The sequence below is a fragment of the Sphingomonas arantia genome, assembly GCF_042682045.1.
In the GTDB taxonomy this organism is placed as follows: Bacteria; Pseudomonadota; Alphaproteobacteria; order Sphingomonadales; family Sphingomonadaceae; genus Sphingomonas_R; species Sphingomonas_R arantia.
This window is the reverse complement of sequence record NZ_JBHUGS010000003.1, coordinates 96,538-115,975: the sequence shown is the minus strand read 5'-3', so window position 1 is coordinate 115,975 and position 19,438 is coordinate 96,538. Positions and strand designations below refer to the sequence as shown.

At 60.8% G+C, this 19,438-nt stretch carries 15 protein-coding genes; 13 read left to right on the top strand and 2 right to left on the bottom strand.

The features are described from left to right. Nucleotides 1-30 precede the first annotated feature (30 nt). The 10 genes from tssC (at nt 31) to ACFSGX_RS11990 (ending at nt 13,855) form a co-directional block, all read left to right on the top strand. The gene (tssC, locus tag ACFSGX_RS12035; protein ID WP_380930206.1) at nt 31-1,524 is read left to right on the top strand and encodes a type VI secretion system contractile sheath large subunit; all 1,494 of its coding nucleotides are present in this window, start codon (nt 31-33) and stop codon (nt 1,522-1,524) included. 56 nt (nt 1,525-1,580) lie between these two features. Beyond that, nucleotides 1,581-2,066: an Hcp family type VI secretion system effector gene (locus ACFSGX_RS12030; protein ID WP_380930204.1), complete on the top strand. Its 486-nt coding sequence runs from the start codon at nt 1,581-1,583 to the stop codon at nt 2,064-2,066. A 264-nt stretch (nt 2,067-2,330) separates the two neighbouring features. Next, nucleotides 2,331-2,813 carry a hypothetical protein gene (locus ACFSGX_RS12025; RefSeq protein ID WP_380930202.1) on the top strand — a complete coding sequence of 161 codons (483 nt, stop codon included), beginning with the start codon at nt 2,331-2,333 and terminating at the stop codon, nt 2,811-2,813. Nucleotides 2,814-2,901: 88 nt separating this feature from the next. Further along, nucleotides 2,902-4,473: a hypothetical protein gene (locus tag ACFSGX_RS12020; RefSeq protein ID WP_380930200.1), complete on the top strand. Its 1,572-nt coding sequence runs from the start codon at nt 2,902-2,904 to the stop codon at nt 4,471-4,473. Between the two features lie 106 nt (nt 4,474-4,579). Next, nucleotides 4,580-5,386, top strand: coding sequence for a type VI secretion system accessory protein TagJ (locus ACFSGX_RS12015; RefSeq protein WP_380930199.1), 807 nt, complete (start codon nt 4,580-4,582; stop codon nt 5,384-5,386). A gap of 20 nt (nt 5,387-5,406) precedes the next feature. After that, nucleotides 5,407-5,910 carry a type VI secretion system baseplate subunit TssE gene (gene tssE, locus ACFSGX_RS12010; protein ID WP_380930197.1) on the top strand — a complete coding sequence of 168 codons (504 nt, stop codon included), beginning with the start codon at nt 5,407-5,409 and terminating at the stop codon, nt 5,908-5,910. Beyond that, complete coding sequence (gene tssF, locus ACFSGX_RS12005) at nt 5,910-7,781, top strand: type VI secretion system baseplate subunit TssF (protein ID WP_380930195.1); 1,872 nt, start codon at nt 5,910-5,912, stop codon at nt 7,779-7,781. The genes tssE and tssF overlap by 1 nt, the downstream gene beginning before the upstream one ends. Then, nucleotides 7,745-8,788: a type VI secretion system baseplate subunit TssG gene (tssG, locus tag ACFSGX_RS12000; RefSeq protein ID WP_380930193.1), complete on the top strand. Its 1,044-nt coding sequence runs from the start codon at nt 7,745-7,747 to the stop codon at nt 8,786-8,788. Before tssF ends, tssG begins: the two co-directional genes overlap by 37 nt. Further along, on the top strand, nt 8,785-11,448 hold the full coding sequence (gene tssH, locus ACFSGX_RS11995; protein ID WP_380930191.1) for a type VI secretion system ATPase TssH: 2,664 nt from the start codon (nt 8,785-8,787) through the stop codon (nt 11,446-11,448). The genes tssG and tssH overlap by 4 nt, the downstream gene beginning before the upstream one ends. Before the next feature lie 88 nt (nt 11,449-11,536). Continuing rightward, nucleotides 11,537-13,855: a serine/threonine-protein kinase gene (locus ACFSGX_RS11990; protein WP_380930190.1), complete on the top strand. Its 2,319-nt coding sequence runs from the start codon at nt 11,537-11,539 to the stop codon at nt 13,853-13,855. A gap of 195 nt (nt 13,856-14,050) precedes the next feature. Here ACFSGX_RS11990 and ACFSGX_RS11985 read toward each other — a convergent pair whose 3' ends face one another. Then, nucleotides 14,051-15,001: an alpha/beta fold hydrolase gene (locus tag ACFSGX_RS11985; RefSeq protein ID WP_380930188.1), complete on the bottom strand. Its 951-nt coding sequence runs from the start codon at nt 14,999-15,001 to the stop codon at nt 14,051-14,053. A 257-nt stretch (nt 15,002-15,258) separates the two neighbouring features. On the opposite strand from ACFSGX_RS11985, the gene ACFSGX_RS11980 reads away from it, so the two are divergent. After that, a complete protein-coding gene (locus tag ACFSGX_RS11980; protein WP_380930186.1) occupies nt 15,259-15,813 on the top strand; it encodes a GNAT family N-acetyltransferase in 555 nt (184 codons plus the stop codon). Nucleotides 15,814-16,294: 481 nt separating this feature from the next. Then, nucleotides 16,295-16,846, top strand: coding sequence for a Ros/MucR family transcriptional regulator (locus ACFSGX_RS11975; protein ID WP_380930184.1), 552 nt, complete (start codon nt 16,295-16,297; stop codon nt 16,844-16,846). 1,265 nt (nt 16,847-18,111) lie between these two features. On the opposite strand, the gene ACFSGX_RS11970 is transcribed toward ACFSGX_RS11975, so the two are convergent. Further along, a complete protein-coding gene (locus ACFSGX_RS11970; protein ID WP_380930183.1) occupies nt 18,112-18,414 on the bottom strand; it encodes a hypothetical protein in 303 nt (100 codons plus the stop codon). Between the two features lie 525 nt (nt 18,415-18,939). On the opposite strand from ACFSGX_RS11970, the gene ACFSGX_RS11965 reads away from it, so the two are divergent. Continuing rightward, entirely contained in the window at nt 18,940-19,155 is a 216-nt protein-coding gene (locus ACFSGX_RS11965; RefSeq protein ID WP_380930182.1) for a hypothetical protein, read from the top strand. Nucleotides 19,156-19,438: the final 283 nt, after the last annotated feature.

Sequence of the window (19,438 nt, the reverse complement as noted above, 5' to 3'; positions counted from 1 at the left end):
CCTCCACCATTTTCCGCTCAGGAGACGAACATGGCTGAACACGCTCTTCAACCGGCACTGGCCGCCGACGCAGCACCGGTCGACTATACCGACGAATTCGCGCTACTTCTCCAAAAGGAGTTCAAGCCCGGCAGCGATGCCAAGCAGGACCGCATCGAACAGGCGGTTCGGACGCTGGCACAACAGGCACTTGAGGACGCGGCCGTGATCGGCGACGACGTCTATACGACGGTCGACGCGTTGAAGGCCGCGATCGATCGCAAATTGTCGATCCAGATCAACGCGATAATCCACCACCCCGAGTTCCAGGCACTGGAATCTGCGTGGCGAGGCCTGTGGTATCTGGTTGGCAATACGTCCACTGGTAAGGACCTGAAGATCCGCGTGCTGAACGTCTCCAAAGAGGAGATGCGGCGGCAGTTCCGTCAATATCGCGACGCGGCATGGGACCAGAGCCCGCTGTTCAAGAAGATCTACGAGGCCGAATTCGGGCAGCTCGGCGGTCAACCGTACGGCGCTGTCATCTGTGACTATACATTCGACCACGGTGGACCGGACCTGGAGGTTATGAAGGGCCTCGCCAAGATCGGCGCGGCCGCACATGCGCCGTTCATCGCGGCCGCTGGTCCCAAGTTGATCGGCATGGACAGCTGGCGGGAGCTTGCGAACCCACGTGATCTCGCCAAACAGTTCGAGGCGACGGACTATATGGCGTGGCGGTCATTCCGTTCGTCCAACGATAGCCGCTACATGGCGCTGACGCTGCCACGTTTCCTTGGTCGCCCGCTCTACGGCGCCGACACGGACCCAGTGGAAGACTTCGCCTTCGAGGAAATGGTCGAAGGCCAGCACGACAAGCATCTGTGGCTGAACGCGTCCTACGCACTGGGTGTACGCATCACCGAGGCCTTCAAGACCTACGGCTGGTGTACTCGGATCCGGGGTGTCGAGTCGGGCGGAACAGTCGAGGATCTGCCTACCGCGCTGTTTCCCACCGACGAGGGCGGAGTAGACGCGAAGTGCCCGACCGAAATAGCGATCTCGGACCGACGCGAGGCCGAACTGTCCAAGGCTGGTCTTATGGCGCTGGTGCACCGGAAGAACACGGATAACGCGACATTCATAGGCGCACAGACGCTGCACGCACCCAAGGCCTATGAGGACCCGAATGCTACGGCGAACGCGAACCTGTCCGCCCGCCTGCCCTACATTTTCGCCAGCTGCCGCTTCGCCCATTACCTGAAGTGTATGGTGCGTGACTGGATTGGCGGTACGCGGGAGGCTCCGCAGCTCAGTCAGGAGTTGCAGAGCTGGATCATGCAGTATGTTGATCTTCAGCCCGAGCATTCGGATGAGAATACAAAAGCACGCAAGCCACTCAAGCAGGCATCTGTTGAAGTCATTCCCGATCCAGAGAACCCGGGCTACTACCGGGGTCTGTTCCGGATGGTGCCGCATTACCAGCTTGAGGGCATGGATGTCTCTCTGAGCATGGTTTCGCGTTTGCCTAAGAGCGATGCCTAGTAGTCGCGCTACAAGAAATTCTCCTAGAACGTAACTATACTTAGAAGGATAAAGTCATGGCTGTTGAAATGTTCCTTAAGCTTGCGGGTTGTGACGGCGAGTCTGAGGCGACCGGTTATGAGGGGCAGATCGAGCTTCTCGGCTGGAACTGGGGCGTGACCAATATGGCCAGTTCGGTCATGGGTACCGGCACGGGCGCAGGAAAGGCGTCGTTCCAAGATCTGAGCATAACCAAGTATGTCGACAAGGCGACGGCAACCCTTTTGCTGAACTGTGCCGGAGGTGGTCACTTCACTACGGCGGTGCTTAGCTGCCGCAAGGCCGGTGGTACGAAGGCGCTTGAGTACCTGAAGATCACGATGGAACAGGTGTTCGTCTCCAGCGTCCAGCATGGCGGCACTCCTGGTGACGATCTGACCGTCGAGAATGTCACACTGAACTTCGCCAAGGTGGACGTGACCTACTCGCCGCAAAGCGCAACGGGAACGGCAGCGGGCAGCGTTCCATTCAAGTGGAATATCAAGAAGAACGACGCGGCCTAATCAGGACATACTTCGTATTCTCATGCTGCGCACTGGACGGCCGGTCGCGCAGCATGAATGTTGATCGACAAGGAAGCTTCTACGTTGGCACTCGGTAGCAATGGGTTACTTACGAATTCGGACCGGGGATGCGACGTGGCTACCTGGACGCATTCATCGGTAACGCCCGATTTTACACTGACATGGCATCATACTATTCCCTGGAAGTGCCTTAGGCTGGTATGGAACGGATTGGTTGGAGGGGAACATTGGACTGCGGTTAAGTTGTTTCTCCAGATCGTGTCGGACCCGAATCCAAGAGGGACGGTTGCCCAGATGAGGGCCGGTCGCCTGCTGACCCGTGACGAAGTGCATTCACGATTGACGTGGCAGGGGTGGAATATTGTCGAGGGTCCCGGCGGGGAGTTCCGATCCGACGATCCTGACGATAACTATGATGGCTGGTCCACCATCAAAGGAGTATCGGCCAATCAGCGTAAGCGCCTGCAGAGCGTGAATTCGCTTTACTCCGTGATGTCGCGACTGGCGAGAAATACTAAGAAAACGGACGGTAGTTTCGAGACACCTATCATATCCGTCAGCGAGGCCCGGGCGTTGGAGATCGTCTTCCTCGCCGAGATGAGCCTGCGCGGAGGCCGTCCGATATCCTACACTGAAAACATGTGGGAAGTCGTTCGAGCGGGTAAGGTCATGAAGCATTTTCCCAATCGGTGGGAGGTGGAGCCAATCTGGAAGAAGGCGTCCTAGTGGGTTCTTCCGATGTGACATCGACAGTGATCCGCCTAAGTATTGTGTTACTCCTAGAAAGTCTGACTCGCTGTTCGGAGAGGTCTCAATGGCAACGGATCCAACTTTCCTGTTATACGACAGTAACCTAGGCGATATTCTTCGAGGGATGCAGCCAGAGGGCCTGCATGCTAGCCTGCATCAGATACCGATCCGCTTTGGCGTCGCGATGCCCGAGCCGATCAGGGCACGATTTCTTGCCAACGCTGTTCTCAACAACGACGTTCAGGTGAAGCTGGCGGGCGCCATTCGCCTGGCATTGCAAGAGGGCTTGTTCAGGTCAATTACCGATAACAGTCGTGCGGACCCAGCTCTGCGCGCTCGGGTCGATCACGTCATGCGGCGTTCCATACCGATCCTGACAAAGGTTGTGGTCGATGCGATCAGGGCTAGCATGCGCATATCGTCGGCCTGGAGGGATTACCGGGACGACAGCGGCAAGGAGCTCGCGCGCATCTCGGTGTCGTTGGCAGCAGCTGGGATTGCAGCAGGCATCGCTCCGCCAACAGCTGGTGTGTCGATTGGTCTGCTGATCGTCGCACTTGGGCGCGGGGTCGCCGATCTTTCTAAGAAGTTCTCTGAGTCCTATAGAACCGCGGACGAGAGCCGTCTCCGCGTTATCGCCGAAATCGAACGGCTTGCCCAAGCCTATGATCGCGGGAAAGCGGTCGGCCGACTATCGCAGATCGCTGGTGCGGCGGCGCATGCGTTGACGGTGGGTAAGATTGCCACGGTGGTAGGGAGCGACCCATTCCCCGGTTTCACCCGAATCAAGAGTGAGCTCAACGCCTACAAGGGCAAGCTCGGGCACTTGAACAGCCATGCCGAACGATTGGGATCACAGCTCTACCAGCTGCTCCAGGCGATCGAGGCGTACCGTGCGGACCATGGTATCACAGGGACCAACCAATCCGACCAGTCCGAGATCGGGAAGCTGGAGCGCAGCGTCGTTACGCTGCTCGGCGGCGAGATCGACGGCAAGTGGAAGGAGACGTCCGGGAGACGGCACGGCTTTCGCGGCACGACCACTATTTCTGGCGCCTGGAAGCGCTCTAGGGATGGCCTGAACCAGTTGCGTGACGTCGAGATAAGATTGGCGGCACTCAGGACACAGGAGGACAGGTCGGATTCGGTGCTGATCGCCGATCGCAGCATCACTCTGCTCCTAAATCTTGGCGTGGCGTTGGCCGGCTATAATGGCGCATTCTCGGTAGCTGGCGGGTCGCAGTCACAGGTCCAGACCGCTTTGCGCGTCAATCCTGCCGGACCGGCATGGCAAGGCGGCGCCGGTGCGCTCGCCCTCGCCTTCTTCCGGCAATTTCTGAGCGTTTTCAAGGACACGCATGCACTGGCCAAGGAATTGAACATCATCACCAAGAGGCCCGATGGATCCGAGGCCCTGCTCGATCATGTGAGTGTCCAGTTCGCGGGTGTGACTGCGACGCCAAGGCTTTCCGTACAAGGTCTCGATCTCATAAAGACGCTGGAAGCAGGTTTGAAACGTCCGACGCTGTCGTCCCCTGCGCTGATGCCGTCTCCGTTGCGACCTCCCAGGCCAACACGGGCTTTGCCGCCGCCGCCAAAGCCTACGCGTCCCGTGCCGCCGATCCCGTCTGGATGATGACAATAGTAACGGACCGAGCCCCCGCTTGAAATCAGGGCGAAGCGCGACAGCGGCTTATTGGGGGGGAAGGCATTCCGGCGGCTTTCGACAGCAAGGATGCAACATGACCCTTGAGGCGCGACGTCAGCATATGACGGCAGACACCCAGCAAGACTTAGGCGATATCGCCGGGACGATCGAGATCCTACGAAATCGGCTGCGCGCCGTTCCGGGCGACCAGCGTGCACGCATGTTCCTGTTTCAGATCCTGTGCGTCGAGGGCGCATGGGAGAAGGCGCGTGCTCAGCTCAAGATGCTCGCCGAGCTGTCGCCGGACGCCCGGATGCTTAGCCTTGCGTACAACCAGGCGATCGATGGCGAGGTCGCGCGCCGTGACGCATGCGGCGGCGGGGCATCTGCGCCGCTGTTGCGTGCGTCACCCGGTTGGGTGAGCGACCTAGCCGATGCGTTTGCCGCTGATGCGCACAGCGCGGCGGCAATGCGGGCACGCGCCTTCGATGCATCACCAGATGCGCCAGGCGACGTCGACGGCCGGCCGTTCGATTACATGTTCGACGGCGATGGCCGCTTTGGTCCGGCATTCGAGGCGATCATCGCGGGTCGTTGGGGACTGATGCCTTTCTGCGTGGTCGAGCAGATCAAGAGCGAGGGCCCCGTCGACCTGCGTGATACCGTGTGGCTGCCGGTCGAGATCAGGTTGCGGGACGGGGGGGCAGTCGCGGCGCTGCTGCCTGCACGCTATCCCGACACCGAGTTGCAGGACGACCTCGCTCTCCGTCTAGGGCGACGGACCGACTGGCATGGGACGGACCCCGTTCGCGGCCTCGGTCAACGCGTCTGGACGACCAGTACGGGGGAGGACATCGGCATCTTGTCCTTCCGCACCATTCGTTTCACGTCGCTTTCGTGAAGTCGCGGATCGGTCCGACAGTGTTCGACAAACTGGTCGCGGAAAACGGGCTGAGTGGATGGTCGGACGGCGACGCAGGTCGTGCCGCCGTGATCGGGGGCAGGCCGTCACGCGCGGTACCAAAGGCTGCGCGGCTTAACGAAGCGTCCTTGCGGACCACGCTGTTGCGCGAGCTTACCGCGCTTCTCAACACGACCAACCTTCACGCGGTGCAGGACCTGTCCAGCGTACCCGAAGTGATGACGTCGACATTGAATTACGGTCTCGGGGATCTGAGCGGAACGTTGCTGACCAGGAACGGGGTGCAGACCCGCGCGCGCGATATGCGTGAGGCGATCACCCGGTTCGAGCCGCGTATCGAGCGTGGCACGCTCGAAGTAGAGCCTGCCGAGGAGGCTTCTCGACCGAACAGCATCAGCTTCATCATCCGCGGTGACGTAGCCGCCGCGGTGCAGGCCATGCCGGTTGAAATCCGTACCGATGTCGACGTCGATACCGGCGCTGCGTTCTTCGAGGGCCAGTGATGGATCCCCGTCTGCTGCAAGCCTACAATGACGAACTCGTCCACTTGCGTGAAACGGCGCGTCAGTTCGGCGAGGAGCATCCGACCGTGGCAGGGCGCCTGGGCGTAGGCGCGCCGACGGATGTGGATCCGCACGTGGAACGCCTACTGGAAGGGGTCGCCTTCCTTGGCGCGCGGGTACAGCTTAAGCTCCACGATCAGTTTCCCGACTTTACGCAGCATCTGCTGAGTGCAATCCAGCCGCACTATCTCGCGCCGACGCCCTCCTTCTGCATCGTTGGCTTCGAGCCCAGGGATGGTGACAGCGGACTTGCCGCCGGCGTAGAAGTCCCGCGTGAGACGCGGTTGCACGCCGTTGCCGGCGACCGCGATACCACCTCGGTCGTGTTCCGTACCGGCCATCCCGTCACTCTCTGGCCGATCCGGGTCGACGAGGTCGAATATCTTCGTTCGCGGACTGCAGTGGCACCTTATGTGCAAAGTGCGCCCGCCGGGGAGACGGTCGAAGCCGGTTTACGTATCCGGCTCCGCACGACCGGCGGTGCGGGACTGGACGGCATCTCGATCGATTCCCTTCCTGTTTATCTCGACGGCGCTGGCGCCGTACCGGGCGAGCTCTACCGTCAGCTGATCGGCGATGCGGTCGCGGTCATGGCCGTTGCGCCGGGTGCGGCGGCCGCAAGTGGCGGCGTTCGGCTTCCGCTACCACAGCAGCACGGGTTCGCGGACGATTGCGCGCTGCTTCCCGCCGATCTCCGCTCTCATCGCGGCTATCGCATATTGGCCGAGTATTTTGCCTGCGCCGAACGCTTCCAGTTCATCAGGCTAGACGGACTCAAACGCGCGTTTGCCGGGTTGGACGCTGCGGACGCATGCGACATCATTATCCTGTTTCGCCGCGCCGTGCCTGCGCTTGCGGGCGCCGTGTCCTCCACAAACCTGCGCTTATTCGCCACCCCGGCCGTCAATCTGTTCGAAAAGCAGCTTGATCGGGTGCAGATCAGCACCTTCGACCACGAACGGCAGGTGATCGCCGATCGCGCACGGCCGCTGGACTTCGAAGTCTACCGGCTGCTCGACGTAAAGGCGCACGGCCGCCAGGTAAACGATGTCCGGCAGGTCGGTCCGCTCTACGACTATGCCGGGCAGTTTTACGATTGGAGCCAGGCGCTGTTCTTCGTTACCCGCATACGTCACCGGCGGATGTCGACCCGCGAACAGCGGATACGCCGTCGCAACGACTATATCGGCTCGGAGACGTGGATCAGCCTCACCTCGCCGGGGCAACCAGAGGAGCTGGAAGAAGTCTCCGAACTGTCGGTACGGGCGCTCGTCACGAACCGCGAACTCGCCGCGACGGTACGGACGGACGGTGCACCATTGGTTGCCGACGGTATCCCGGTAAGGGCGATCTCCCTGTTGCGCGCGCCTACCAGGCCACGACCGCCGCTTGGAATTGGTGATGCGGCATGGCGGGTGATCGCACATCTGACGCCTAACTATACTGGCTTTGCAAACGATCCGAACGGAAGTCCGGACGTCTTGCGCAATCATCTGGCACTGTACGGCCAGACCGACGATGCGGAACTGCAGCGGCAGGTTGACGGGATTCGTGCGATCCATTCGTCGACTGTTTCGCGGCGCGTCCCCGACCGCAGCCGACCGGCCTTCGTGCGGGGCACCCATCTGCGGATCGCGTTGGACGAAGCCAATTACGACAATGGCCGCATGTATCTCTTCAGCGCGGTCGTGGAGCGTTTCCTCTCGGAGTTCGCCGGGATCAACAGCTTCACCGAGACCAGCTTCGAAAGCCTCCAACAAGGGATCTTCGCCTCATGGCCTCCGCGCCTCGGCCAGCGTCCCACCATCTGAGTTACCTCCGGCGCGCGGCCGTAGCTGTCTCCAGCATCTCGCCGTTAGCGTTGCTGCGCGGTGCGGAGGCGCGTGCGCCGGAGCTGCCGCGGATCGGTAATGCGAAGCGACCGGACGATGATATCGCCGCGCTGGTTCACACCCCTTCGTTGGCCTTCCCCGCCGCAACGCTGAACGCAATCTCCATAGGCGATGCGCAGGCGACCATTGCGGGAAACTGGTTCGGGCTGACTGGGCCTATGGGACCGCTGCCGCTCCACCTCACCGAATATGCCTCTTCTGAGCAGAGGTATGGCCATCAGCAGCCGTTCGGGCGGTTCCTGGATGTGTTGTCAGCTCGGATGCTGCAACTCTTCTACCGGGCGTGGGCGAGCAGCGTGCCCGCCGCCAGTGCTGACAGGCCGGACGATGATGACTTTGGCGAGAAGGTCGCGGCGCTTACCGGCGCTCTGGACGGTGCCGCCATCGAGAATGCCTTTCGCGTCAAGGCCCGGCTTCGCTACGCAGCGTTGTTCGCCTCGCCGCGCAGTCCCAGCGGGATCGCCGACGCCCTGTCCGATCTGATACGGTCACCGGTCCGGATCGTCGAGCATGTGGAGCGGTGGCGCGACGTGGCGCCTCCCGACCGTAGTTGGCTAGGCACGCGTTTCGCCGGACTCGGTCGAGAGGCGCTCGCCGGCGGGCGTATCTGCACCGCAGATGAGGCGTTTAAGGTCGTGGTCTACGTCACCAGCGCGCGGGAGCTCGAGGAGCTTCTCCCCGGCGGTGCCCGCTACGTGCTGTTGGCCGAAGCTATCAACGCCTTCGCGCCGCCCCATCTTGAATGGGAAATCGAGCTTGCCGTCGCAGGTGCAGCGATTCGTCCCGCGCGACTTGGCGGATCTGCTCGGCTTGGTTGGACAAGCTGGAACGGACCCGTCGAACAAGAACGCATCCGATCAGACGTACGGCTCGGCGGGAATGCTCGCCGGCTTGCGCACAACATCATAACGGAGAGTGCAGCATGACCGATATCAGCCGGCCGGCCCTGTTTGGCCGCCTCAACCCGACCGCAATGAAGGCGATCGAGACCGCAACCGGCTTCTGCCGGATGCGCGGTAACCCTTATGTCGAGCTGGCGCACTGGCTTCATGTCCTGGTCCAGGATGCGGGCAACGACGTTGCCGCAATCCGTAGCGCCTTCAGCCTTAATGATGCGACCCTCGCGTTGGATCTGGTCGCGGCGCTCGATCGCCTGCCGCGGGGCGCAAGCGCGGTCAGCGATTTCTCGCCACAGATCGAGGAAGCGATCGAACGCGGTTGGATATACACATCGCTGTTGTTCGGCGCTGCGCGTGTTCGGTCAGGCCATCTGCTGTTCGCGATGCTCAAGACCCCTACGTTACGTGGCCTGCTTCTCCAGATTTCGGGGGAGTGGAGCAAGGTGTCCATCGACCGACTGGGCGCGGAGTTTTCCGCGATCACCGGAGCTTCCAACGAGAATACGGCGGATGCTGGTGTCGTAGCGTCGGAGCCGGAGGTTGGCGGTGCTGCACCTATGGTGACGAACGGCGATGCGCTTGCTCGTTATGCGATCGATCTCACGGCGCGCGCGCGCGCAGGCGAGATCGATCAGATCGTCGGCCGAGACGCCGAGATCCGGCAGGTAATAGATATCCTGCTGAGGCGGCGGCAGAACAATCCGATCCTGACCGGCGAAGCCGGCGTAGGCAAGACCGCCATCGTCGAGGGGCTTGCACGCAGGATCGCCGATGGTGACGTCCCGCCATCGCTTGCTGACGTCAGCATCCACGCGCTTGATATCGGCTTGCTACAGGCTGGCGCCGGTGTGCGGGGCGAGTTTGAGAAGCGGCTTCGACAGATCATCGACGAGGTCGAAAGCTCAACGCGCCCGATCATTCTTTTCATCGACGAGGCGCACACGCTGATCGGGGCGGGCGGTCAGGCCGGAACCGGTGACGCCGCCAACCTGCTCAAACCTGCTCTGGCACGTGGACGCGTCCGTACGATCGCAGCAACCACCTGGACAGAGTATCGCCAGTATTTCGAAAGGGATCCGGCGCTGACCCGGCGGTTCCAGCCGATCGCAGTCGAGGAACCTGACCTAGACCGCGCGACTGCCATGCTGCGCTCGCTCAAGGCCGCAGTGGAGAAGCATCACGATGTCGTCATTCTGGATGAAGCCGTGCAGGCAGCGGTGCGGCTGTCTCAGCGCTACATCCCGGCCCGCCAGCTACCCGACAAGGCGGTAAGCCTGCTGGATACTGCTGCTGCCCGTGTGTCCGTGTCCCAGCACGCGGCCCCGGCCGCGGTAGAGGATGCACGGCGCCGGATCGAGCTGCTTGAGGTGGAGCGTGAGGTCGCTGGGCGTGAGGCGGAGGGGCGCTATGCCACTTGGGGGCGGATCGCGCCGCTCGACGCGGCGCTTGCAGACGCAGCGGAGAAGCTGACGGCACTGGAGGCGAAATGGCATGCGGAACGCGACGCGGTGGCCGTGGTCGCGGCGATCCGTGGTACAAATGACGCCCCCGACGACGATCTGGATCGAGCCATCGCCGCGGCAACGCATGCGAGGGGCGAGACGCCGATGGTGTTCGGCGAAGTCGACGCCGATACCGTTGCTGCGGTGGTCGGGGACTGGACCGGGATCCCGGTTGGCCGGATGGTGAAGGACGAACTTGGGGCGGCGCTGGTGATACAGGACCGGCTCAAGCAGCGGGTGGTAGGTCAGGACCATGCCATGGACGCTATCGCCAAGCGGATCCGCACGTCGCGCGCCAAGCTCGACAATCCATCCAAGCCCGTCGGCGTCTTCCTGCTCTGCGGCCCTTCGGGCGTCGGCAAGACCGAGACCGCACATGCGCTGGCGGAGCTTCTCTATTCGGGTGAGGACAGCCTCATTACGATCAACATGAGCGAGTTCCAGGAGGCGCACACCGTCTCAACGCTCAAGGGCGCGCCGGCCGGCTATATCGGGTTCGGCCAAGGCGGCGTGTTGACCGAGGCGGTGAGACGGCGCCCATATTCGGTCGTGCTGCTGGACGAGGTCGAGAAGGCGCATCCCGACGTGCACGAGATGTTTTTCCAGGTATTCGACAAGGGATATATGGAGGATGCGGAAGGGCGCTACATCGACTTCCGCAATACCCTGATCCTGCTGACGTCAAACGTCGGGACCGATCTTATCACGGCCCTATGTGAGGACGACGAAGCAGTTTCCGCGGATGGTTTGGCCAGCGCGCTCCGCACGCCCTTGCTGGAGGTATTCCCGCCGGCGTTGCTTGGACGCCTCGTAGTGTTGCCATATCGGCCTTTGTCGCTGCCCGTGTTGCGTGACATCGTCGAGCTGCAACTGGGCCGGGTCGTGCGTCGCGTCTCCGAGAACTACGATGCAGTGCTTCGCTACGACGCCGCTGCCGTCGACCTGATCGTCGCTCGGTGCCAGGAGGTCGCTTCGGGTGGCCGAATGATCGACGCGATCCTGACCAATTCGATGTTGCCCGATTTGTCCGTTGCCCTGATCGAACGCCAGATCAGCGGCAGGCCGGTAGTGGCGATCCAGGTAAGCGCCGCGGCGGCGAGTTTTACCTATGCGTTCACCGAGCGTCCGTCCGAGGCCTGGGCCAACGTCGCGGTCCTGCCGGTCGTCGAGGCGGCAGCATCATGAGACTGCTTGCACGTCGGAATCTGCGGTGAGTGGTCCGGTGGAGCCTACCGGGATCGCCGACGGTGCGGGTCTGAACGCGGGCCGGCGCATGGGCCGCGACGCAAGCCTCGTGCCGGGCGATCTGCTCAACGGGATCTACAGGGTCGAGCGGTTCATCGCCCGTGGCGGCATGGGCGAAGTCTTCGAGGGTGTAAACGTCGAGACGGACGAGCGTGTCGCCATAAAGGCAATCCGCAACCATCTGGCCAGCGATCCGAAGGTGATCTCGCTGTTCCGCAAGGAGGCGCGCACGCTTACTCAGTTCGCGCATCCTGCGATCGTTCAGTATCGTGTATTCGCGCGGGACCCGTTGCTTGATCTCCATTATATCGTGACCGACTTCATCGATGGCGTGCCGATCGCCGCGCATCTCGAAGGTGCGCCTCACAGCATCCGCGATGTGGTGATCCTCGCGCGTCGTCTGGCTGCGGGGCTCGAGACCGCACATGACCATGGCGCGATCCACCGTGATATGTCGCCCGACAACGTGCTGTTGCCCGGCGGCAATCTTGATCGCGCGAAGATCATCGATTTCGGCATCGCAAAGAGCCTCGACGTCACGGTCGAAACGGTAGTGGGCGATGGTTTCGCTGGGAAACTGGGTTACGTCGCGCCGGAGCAATTCGGGGATTATGGGCGCCAGGTCGGGCCGTGGACCGACGTCTACAGCACCGGCCTGGTCCTGCTTGCCTACGCGCGGGGCAAGGCGCCAGCGATGGGAACTACGTTGTCCGAAGCGGTCGAGCGACGACGCACAGGTGCTGACGTCGTCGATCTGCCGCTGCCGCTGGCGCCGCTGATCGAGCGCATGCTCATACCCGATCCCGCACATCGCATCCGTTCCATGCATGAGGTACTGGCTGCACTCGAGACTATCCGGCTGCCGGACGTCTCGCCTGTCGTCTTGCAGGGCATCGGCAATCCGCCCTCAGTGCGGAAGCGGAAGGAGGGAGGGGGTCAGGCAGCGCCGGAGCCGGCCATCGAACAGGTGACGACGTTCCTGCCCGCAGTGGAGCCGCTTGCCGTGACGGGCGGCTCGCCAGCGGCGGCCGCCGCGCCGGTCCCGGTCCGTCCGAACGTGGGGCGCCGTGAGCAGTTTCGGGATCGTTGGACAAGCAAGAGCTGGCTCGTGATCGGGGTGCCGGCTACGGCCGCAGCGCTGCTGGCGGCCGTTCTGGTACCCGGGCAGAAGCCCAAACCGGCATTGCTCACACCCGTGAGCACTGGGCCTTCGGCTGCTGAAGCAGACGAACCAGTCTCCCGGCCGCAGTTGCCAAGCGCGGACAGATCTCGTCAGGTCTCGTCGCTGCTGACCCAGATGCCCTGCGCTTGGATCACCGCCCGCTCGACGACTGAGAACGGCACGGTCGTGCTCTCCGGCGGTAGTGGCGATCTCGGTGCGCTCGGTCGGCGGCTTGCCGGTGCGGCCGGTGCGCTTGGATCGGCGGACGTCAGCGACGTACACCCAGTAAACGTCACTCATTGCGGTGTTATCGACGCTTTGCGTCCATATCGTGCGGCAGGGACGGACCATGGTTCGGGATCGCTGCTTGTGTCATCGGATAAGGTTACGCTGGGGCAGGGCAATCCGACCTGTCGTGGTGGCGGCAGTCTTGACGTCACCACCGCAATTTACGGTGCTCGGCGCGACTTTGCACTGATCTCGCTTGAGCCGGATGGTCGGTTGCAACAGATCGCAGGGACGCGGCGCGAGCTTGAAAATCTCGGGGCACGCAATCCCGAGCGTTTCAGCATCGGTTCGGACGGTACTTACCATGTATCGGTCTGCTATAACGCTACGGGAACGGCGGCGCTCATCCTGATCGACAGCAACGCGTCAATCGATCTCGGCCTCAGCACCGGTCGAGCAGTCTATCCACCTGCCGACTTTGTCGACCGGCTTGCCGACCAAGAGGCACGACACGATCTGAACATCTCCGTAGAATGGGTGCGGATTGATCCGGTGGATCCTTCGTCCGCTATTCCCGCGCCGAAGCCGGTGGTTGTTAAATCCGCTTCATCTGCGACAGTGTCACTGCCGCGGTCTGCCTCGCTAGCCGTGGCCGGGCAGACCTATGCCGAGTCCGCGGTCGAGACCGCGGCTGCCAATCGGCAGCAGCTCGACAAGATCATGTCCGCAAAGTCCGCAGCGGCGGTAGGGCATTCTGCAAATTGCCAAGCGTTCGATACTCGTTGGAAGGCGATCGGGCATTTAGAACGCAACGAGTGCATAGCGCGGATCTTCAACGGACAATGCTCGATTAGTTTCGGCATGCACAAGAACCGACTGTATCGCCGACAGGGCGGCTATATCCAGAAACAGCAAGGAGCACGCTGGCAGAACCTCATTCGTGACCAAGGATGCTAATCGAAGCGTTCTTGACGCTAGAGCCGTCTCTGAGGATAGAACGAAGTAGGTATGCGGACCTCCGCAAGGTCTCGCGCGGGCAGTTCCAAGAGACGCCTGTGAGGTCCGCTGGATTAACGTCTTAACTGGTCGGTATGCGGTTGGCCGGATGTCACAACCACTTATAGGAAGATATTCCTTGAATGCAGATTGCGCCTACGGCTTGCGCATGAACTGCGTGACCTCTTCGAAGAATCGAGCAGGTGCTTCAATCCATGGAAAATGTCCCTTATTGGCGTAAAGGCTGAGCTGAGATCCCGTTATGGCGGCATTCAGCCGCTGCGCGACGGGATAGGGGCAGATCCAGTCGGCCGTGCCGTTGATGATCAGCGTCCGAGCGCGGATGTTCGGCAGGTCTTTGACCTGATCACGTGCGGCCTTGGCTTCGGCGTCGCCTTCGGCCTTGGCGGCGTAGGATGACAACTTCGCACCCTTCAACGATGCCGAAAGCGCTGCCACGTCGCGCGCCGGATCACCAATATAGAGCGGCACCATCCTCTCGACCGACCGTGCGAAGGCGTCGTCATCTGGAATGGTCGACCAGTCCTGTTCCCGCACTTCGCGGACCGCCGCGCTATATTGAGGATCGTTAGCCCATAATCTCAGCGTTGCCTCCGTCATCGATCGCTCACGATCGCCCTGCACGGCCGGTTCGATCAGGATCATTCGACGGACATGGGCGGGATGACGCTCGGCATATTCGATGGCGATGGTGCCGCCATCCGAATGGCCCAGCAAGTCTATCGTATTGATGCGGAGCAACTTTCGCAGGTCCTCAATATCATCCGCCATATCGGATTGCGACATGTTTGCGCGATCGGCAGGGCGGGAGGAGCCGCCGCTGCCGCGCATGTCGATATAGACGAGGGTGAATGTCGATTCCAGCGACTGGAGCCCCTTCTGAAGATAGTGGGAGCCTGGCCCCCAACCCGGTGAGGCGACGAGCAGAAGCGGTCCCGCTCCGCGCACGACATAGTGTAGTTTCACAGCGCCCAAATCCGCATAATGCGCGCCAGCCGACAGGAGCGGGGGGGCGGCACGTGCCACGGGTGAAACGCATGCCAGCGAAAAGCCAGAGAGAACCGTAAACCACTTACCGATCCGCATCGACGCGTCTCCCGCCTTGAATTCTGTTCCGGCTGTCCTGCGAAAGCTCAGAACTCCTGTTCGAGCGGCATGAAGATCATGGCGAGAGAAATCCAAGCGATTTGACCCAATATTACGGCTGCAACGCGATTGGGCAATATGACGGCTTGGCGGTATGACCTATCTAGTTATGGGGTTGGTTAGGTTTGTGTTTAAGTCGGTGTCAGAGATTGATTATGCCCGTAGCACAGCTGATTGACCTCGACCGGCGTGCGCAGATGGCCACCATCTTCGCATCGGCGTTCCAGGACGAGCCGGCACTGAGCTACATTATTCCAGACCCAACGGAGCGTGCGGTACGCCTCCCCAGTCTCTTTCACTTGCTGATTGAGAGCGACGATAAGTCCGGACTGCAGTATATGACCGAGGACGGTGCGGCGGCGGCACTGTGGCGTCGGCCGGGTCAAGCGCGGCTCGGATGGAAGGAGATGCTTTCGCAGGCTCGACCAATGGTGTCGGCTCTGGGGCCGCACTTGGTGCGGGCATTGCGCGTTTCGCACGCTATGGAGCAGCGCTTTCCAACGACGCCCTTCTGGTATCTTCATTATGTCGGATGCGAGCGAAGCCGGCAGCGGAGCGGACTAGGCGCGGAAGTAGTTCGGGCGGGCCTCGCCCACGTCGATGGATATCCGATTTATCTCGAGACTGCCGACCCGGACAATATTCCGTTCTACGAGCAACTCGGATTTTCGATCACGTCGCATTGGCGGACATTCCCAGGCGGCCCATCATTCTGGTCGTTGCTGTCGAATGATGCAGTAGGTCGCTTGTGACGCAGGGTCATCGTAATCTGACCTGTTTTGCCTAATTATTATACGTGATCCTCGTGCTATCCGGTTCCAAATCTAGCTTGGCATCTCGGCTTTCAGGGAGATGATAGTCAACCGTTGCAGCGCTGGCCCATCCAAGTGAAGCATCTGACCCTTTAGAGACGATCTGTTTGCCGGGCGAGGCAGGGATTGACGTTATGTCAGCGACAGGGCGCGGTCCCGGCGCAGCGTTGATGTGCTGAAACTGCATTATTGCACGCATTGGGACGGGATCCGACCGGGCTATCGTGGTCTCGTCGATGATATTCCGCTCAAGTTCCAGATTGGATTTCACCTACCCCCCCCGCTACGGGAGGGGGCGCTCGATCTTTGGTCCGTGATCGACGCCTACACGGGCAATAGGAACGCTCAGTTGTAGTGATCGGTAGTTCTACTACTGAGCTGATCGCGTGAGGGATTGCGTTTTGGCAAGGTGCTTCTACGGATGCTTGCCTTACTGTATCAGGAACTGCATATGACAAGGCCCGACACCGACCTGCTCGTCATCACCGCCGACATCGTCTCCGCTCATGTCGGAAACAATTCCGTGGGGACGGGGGAGGTCGCCAACCTCATCAAGTCTGTTTACGAAGCTCTCGGTAACCTCGGCGCGCCCGAGCCAGTCGAGACGGAAAATTATGAGCCTGCGACGACGGCTCGGAAATCACTTTCCAACCCAAATCACATCGTCTCAATGATCGACGGCAAGGCCTACACGATGCTGAAACGCCATCTGGCCCAGAACGGGCTGACGCCAGCCGCGTATCGTGAAAGATATAATTTGCCCGCAGACTACCCAATGACGGCGCAGGCCTACAGCGAGCGGCGTCGCGAACTCGCGCATTCGTTTGGACTTGGTCGCAAGAAGACTGAGGCTGCGGCAGAGCCCGTCACGGAAAAGAAGACCCGCAAGCCGCGTAAATCGGCTGTGGATCGTCTTCGTGATGCAAAGGCGGCAAGCCCGATGACGGAGACTAACAAGTCTGGCGACGCCTGAAACCTGACATTTCGGTGTCAAGTTGCGTTTCGGTTCGCCCCGGCAGGCGATTTTACGGGGTCGGATGTTTCTTAGAAAATTCGCATCGCTCGTGGAGGAAAACTCTGACGAGGGCCGAACCGGTCGCGCAAGTTGCAGTGAGGAAGCACAAGCTGGCAGGCTTCTTTGGGAGCATCGTTCTAGGCGAGGACAACATGAAATGGGGCCGCCGTATCGAGCCGTGACTTTCGAGTAAGGTCGAAAAATTGAAAAGCACGATGGTACGGTGGCACTCGTGCGATTCTCTATACCCTTTCCACAAATCTGATCGAGGGGTCTCTCTCGATCAGGCAAAAGGTGTCACCGTTAGCTGTAAGTTGAGCGCCATCGCGAAGCGTCGCGGGCTGGCGTGCATGGCGGTCATTGACAACGGCACCGAGGTCACCAGTATCGCCGTCCCCGCCTGGTGCCAGAATACTGGCGTCGAGTGGCCCTAGATCGCCCGGGCAAGTCGCAGCAGAATGAGTTTATGGAATGGTTCAATTGTCGCTCGCGCGGCGCGTGTTTGAACGAGCACCCATTCCCCTGGCTGTCTGCGGCAAACGGATTATCAAGGCTTGGCGGACGGACTACAACGCTGTGCATCCCCACAGAAGCGTAGACTGTTTGGCACTCGCCGAGTTTGCGAACCGCCCTCATCAGCGGCTCGAACAGCGAAGCTGAGTTGTCAGTGCCGGAAAGATGAAAAGCAGGTCACCGGATCGCCGCGCGAGACACGACCCCCTGGGGCAAATTGCGATGATTCCGAGAGCGTGAGTGCTGCTTCGGGCGCCAACGTCAATCGGATCATTGACGCTCATTTCGACCATCACGCACCGCTGTGTCAAAAAGCTTTGTAGCAATGAGCACTCTTACAACAATTATGGCTTCAGGATCAGCAGGCGATCGCTCGCTTTCCATTGGGCTATGAACCCGCAGAAAGTGTCTGTTACGTCAGTCAACCGCGATATCAGCGCGCTTGCTTCTCTCAATGAGGAGATAGCGAGTGTTCTGCGTTCGAACGACTGAACCATTGGCGATCCGGGACTTTGTAGTGCGGACAACCGAGGTTATCACACGCCGACCATCCGGGAATTTGCCACGCCGGTCCCCATGTATCAGCCCTACTAACCGGACTTCCACCCGGGTCGGATCGAATGCGGCGACCGACGTGATCAGCAACCAATCGGTCAGCGTCGCATCAAACCGCTGCCCACCATGCGGTGACTGATCGTTCTTCATCGTGGCTAAGCGAATTGAGTCGGAATTTGGACGACCGTTTGTCCCACACTCAAACGAGAGCCCGGCGGCAACTCAATCCTCGCGGAACTTTCGTGGAAGGTAACAAGCTCTTCGGCGTTGAGCCTTACGGTGATCATGTCACCGCTCTCATCGGAGACATGCTTCCTAACGCCATCCCCCCACGCGAAGAAGCTCAGCTGGATATCGCTGATCGTATGGATGCCGTGGCTAAGAAGGAAGTCCCTCAAAAGCGCGATGATTTTCTCGAAATCTTGAGGCCGAATACGGCCGAGGAGTTCAAAAATCATAAAATGGTCCTCCAACACATATTGGTTGGGGCGGACCGGCTCGAGCCGGGTGTTCGTAACCAGAGCTCTCGCCTCGGCGCCGTCACCTTTAGGCCAAGGCCTTGGACATGCGCGACGGCCACCCGGCCACAGTGATGTGACCGGCTGAGAGTTTTCGAGGTTACGACGCCCCACCACCGGGACATACCGCTGGCGTCGTTGACTTTGCAGATGCCGCGCGCTCGCGCAAGACGTCGTGCAAGGTGTCGGAGCAGCAAGTCGTTTTTTTATTATGTGCGCGTCGTCCGCTTCCTCGACGTCGCCTTCGTCATCGAGATCTGCTCGGCGGATGGGAGGTTGGCGGTCCAGCAGGACTGCCCATGCCAGCTTCGTCTCGAGTGCCTAAGAACACGGCTCCACCATCGCCGTCCGACCCATCATAGCGACCGTGGGTCGCGACACAGGTCGATTTAGAACACCAGGCGCATTGCCGCGGCCGGGATCGAACCGTCGGTCGGCAGTGTCAGAGGCAGCTACGGCAACGCTTTGGCCGAGCCGATCAACGGCATCGAGAAAGCCGAGGCTATCCACCGCTGCAGATCTTGGCGTAGCGTCAAGGCAATCGAGTACGCGGCGCTAGAGTGTTTGGAGTGGTTCAAACGTCGTCGGCTGCTGAAGCCCATCAGCGCAATCCCGCCGGTCGAGGCCGACGATCACATTATGCTGCCGCTACCGACAGCGATATGGCAGCATGACTCTTAAGTCCAAGGCTTCCCTAAGGTTCGGGGCGGTCAGACAAGTCCTAACAAGACCAAAGCTGAAGGTGCACATTGCTTGTGCTAAGAGAGGGTCCGCCTGCGGCGGTTGCGCACCAGTGGGTTTCACAAATCCATAGTGAACTCGCTTCGGCGCTCAGACGCGAGCTGAACGATAGGGATCGGTGGTGGGACAATAGAATGGAACCAACCCGCCGTGGACCAACCGTAGGTTTGGCTATTCCGCCCTCGTTTCTGAGAGTTGCGCGACTCGAAATCACATCGACCTT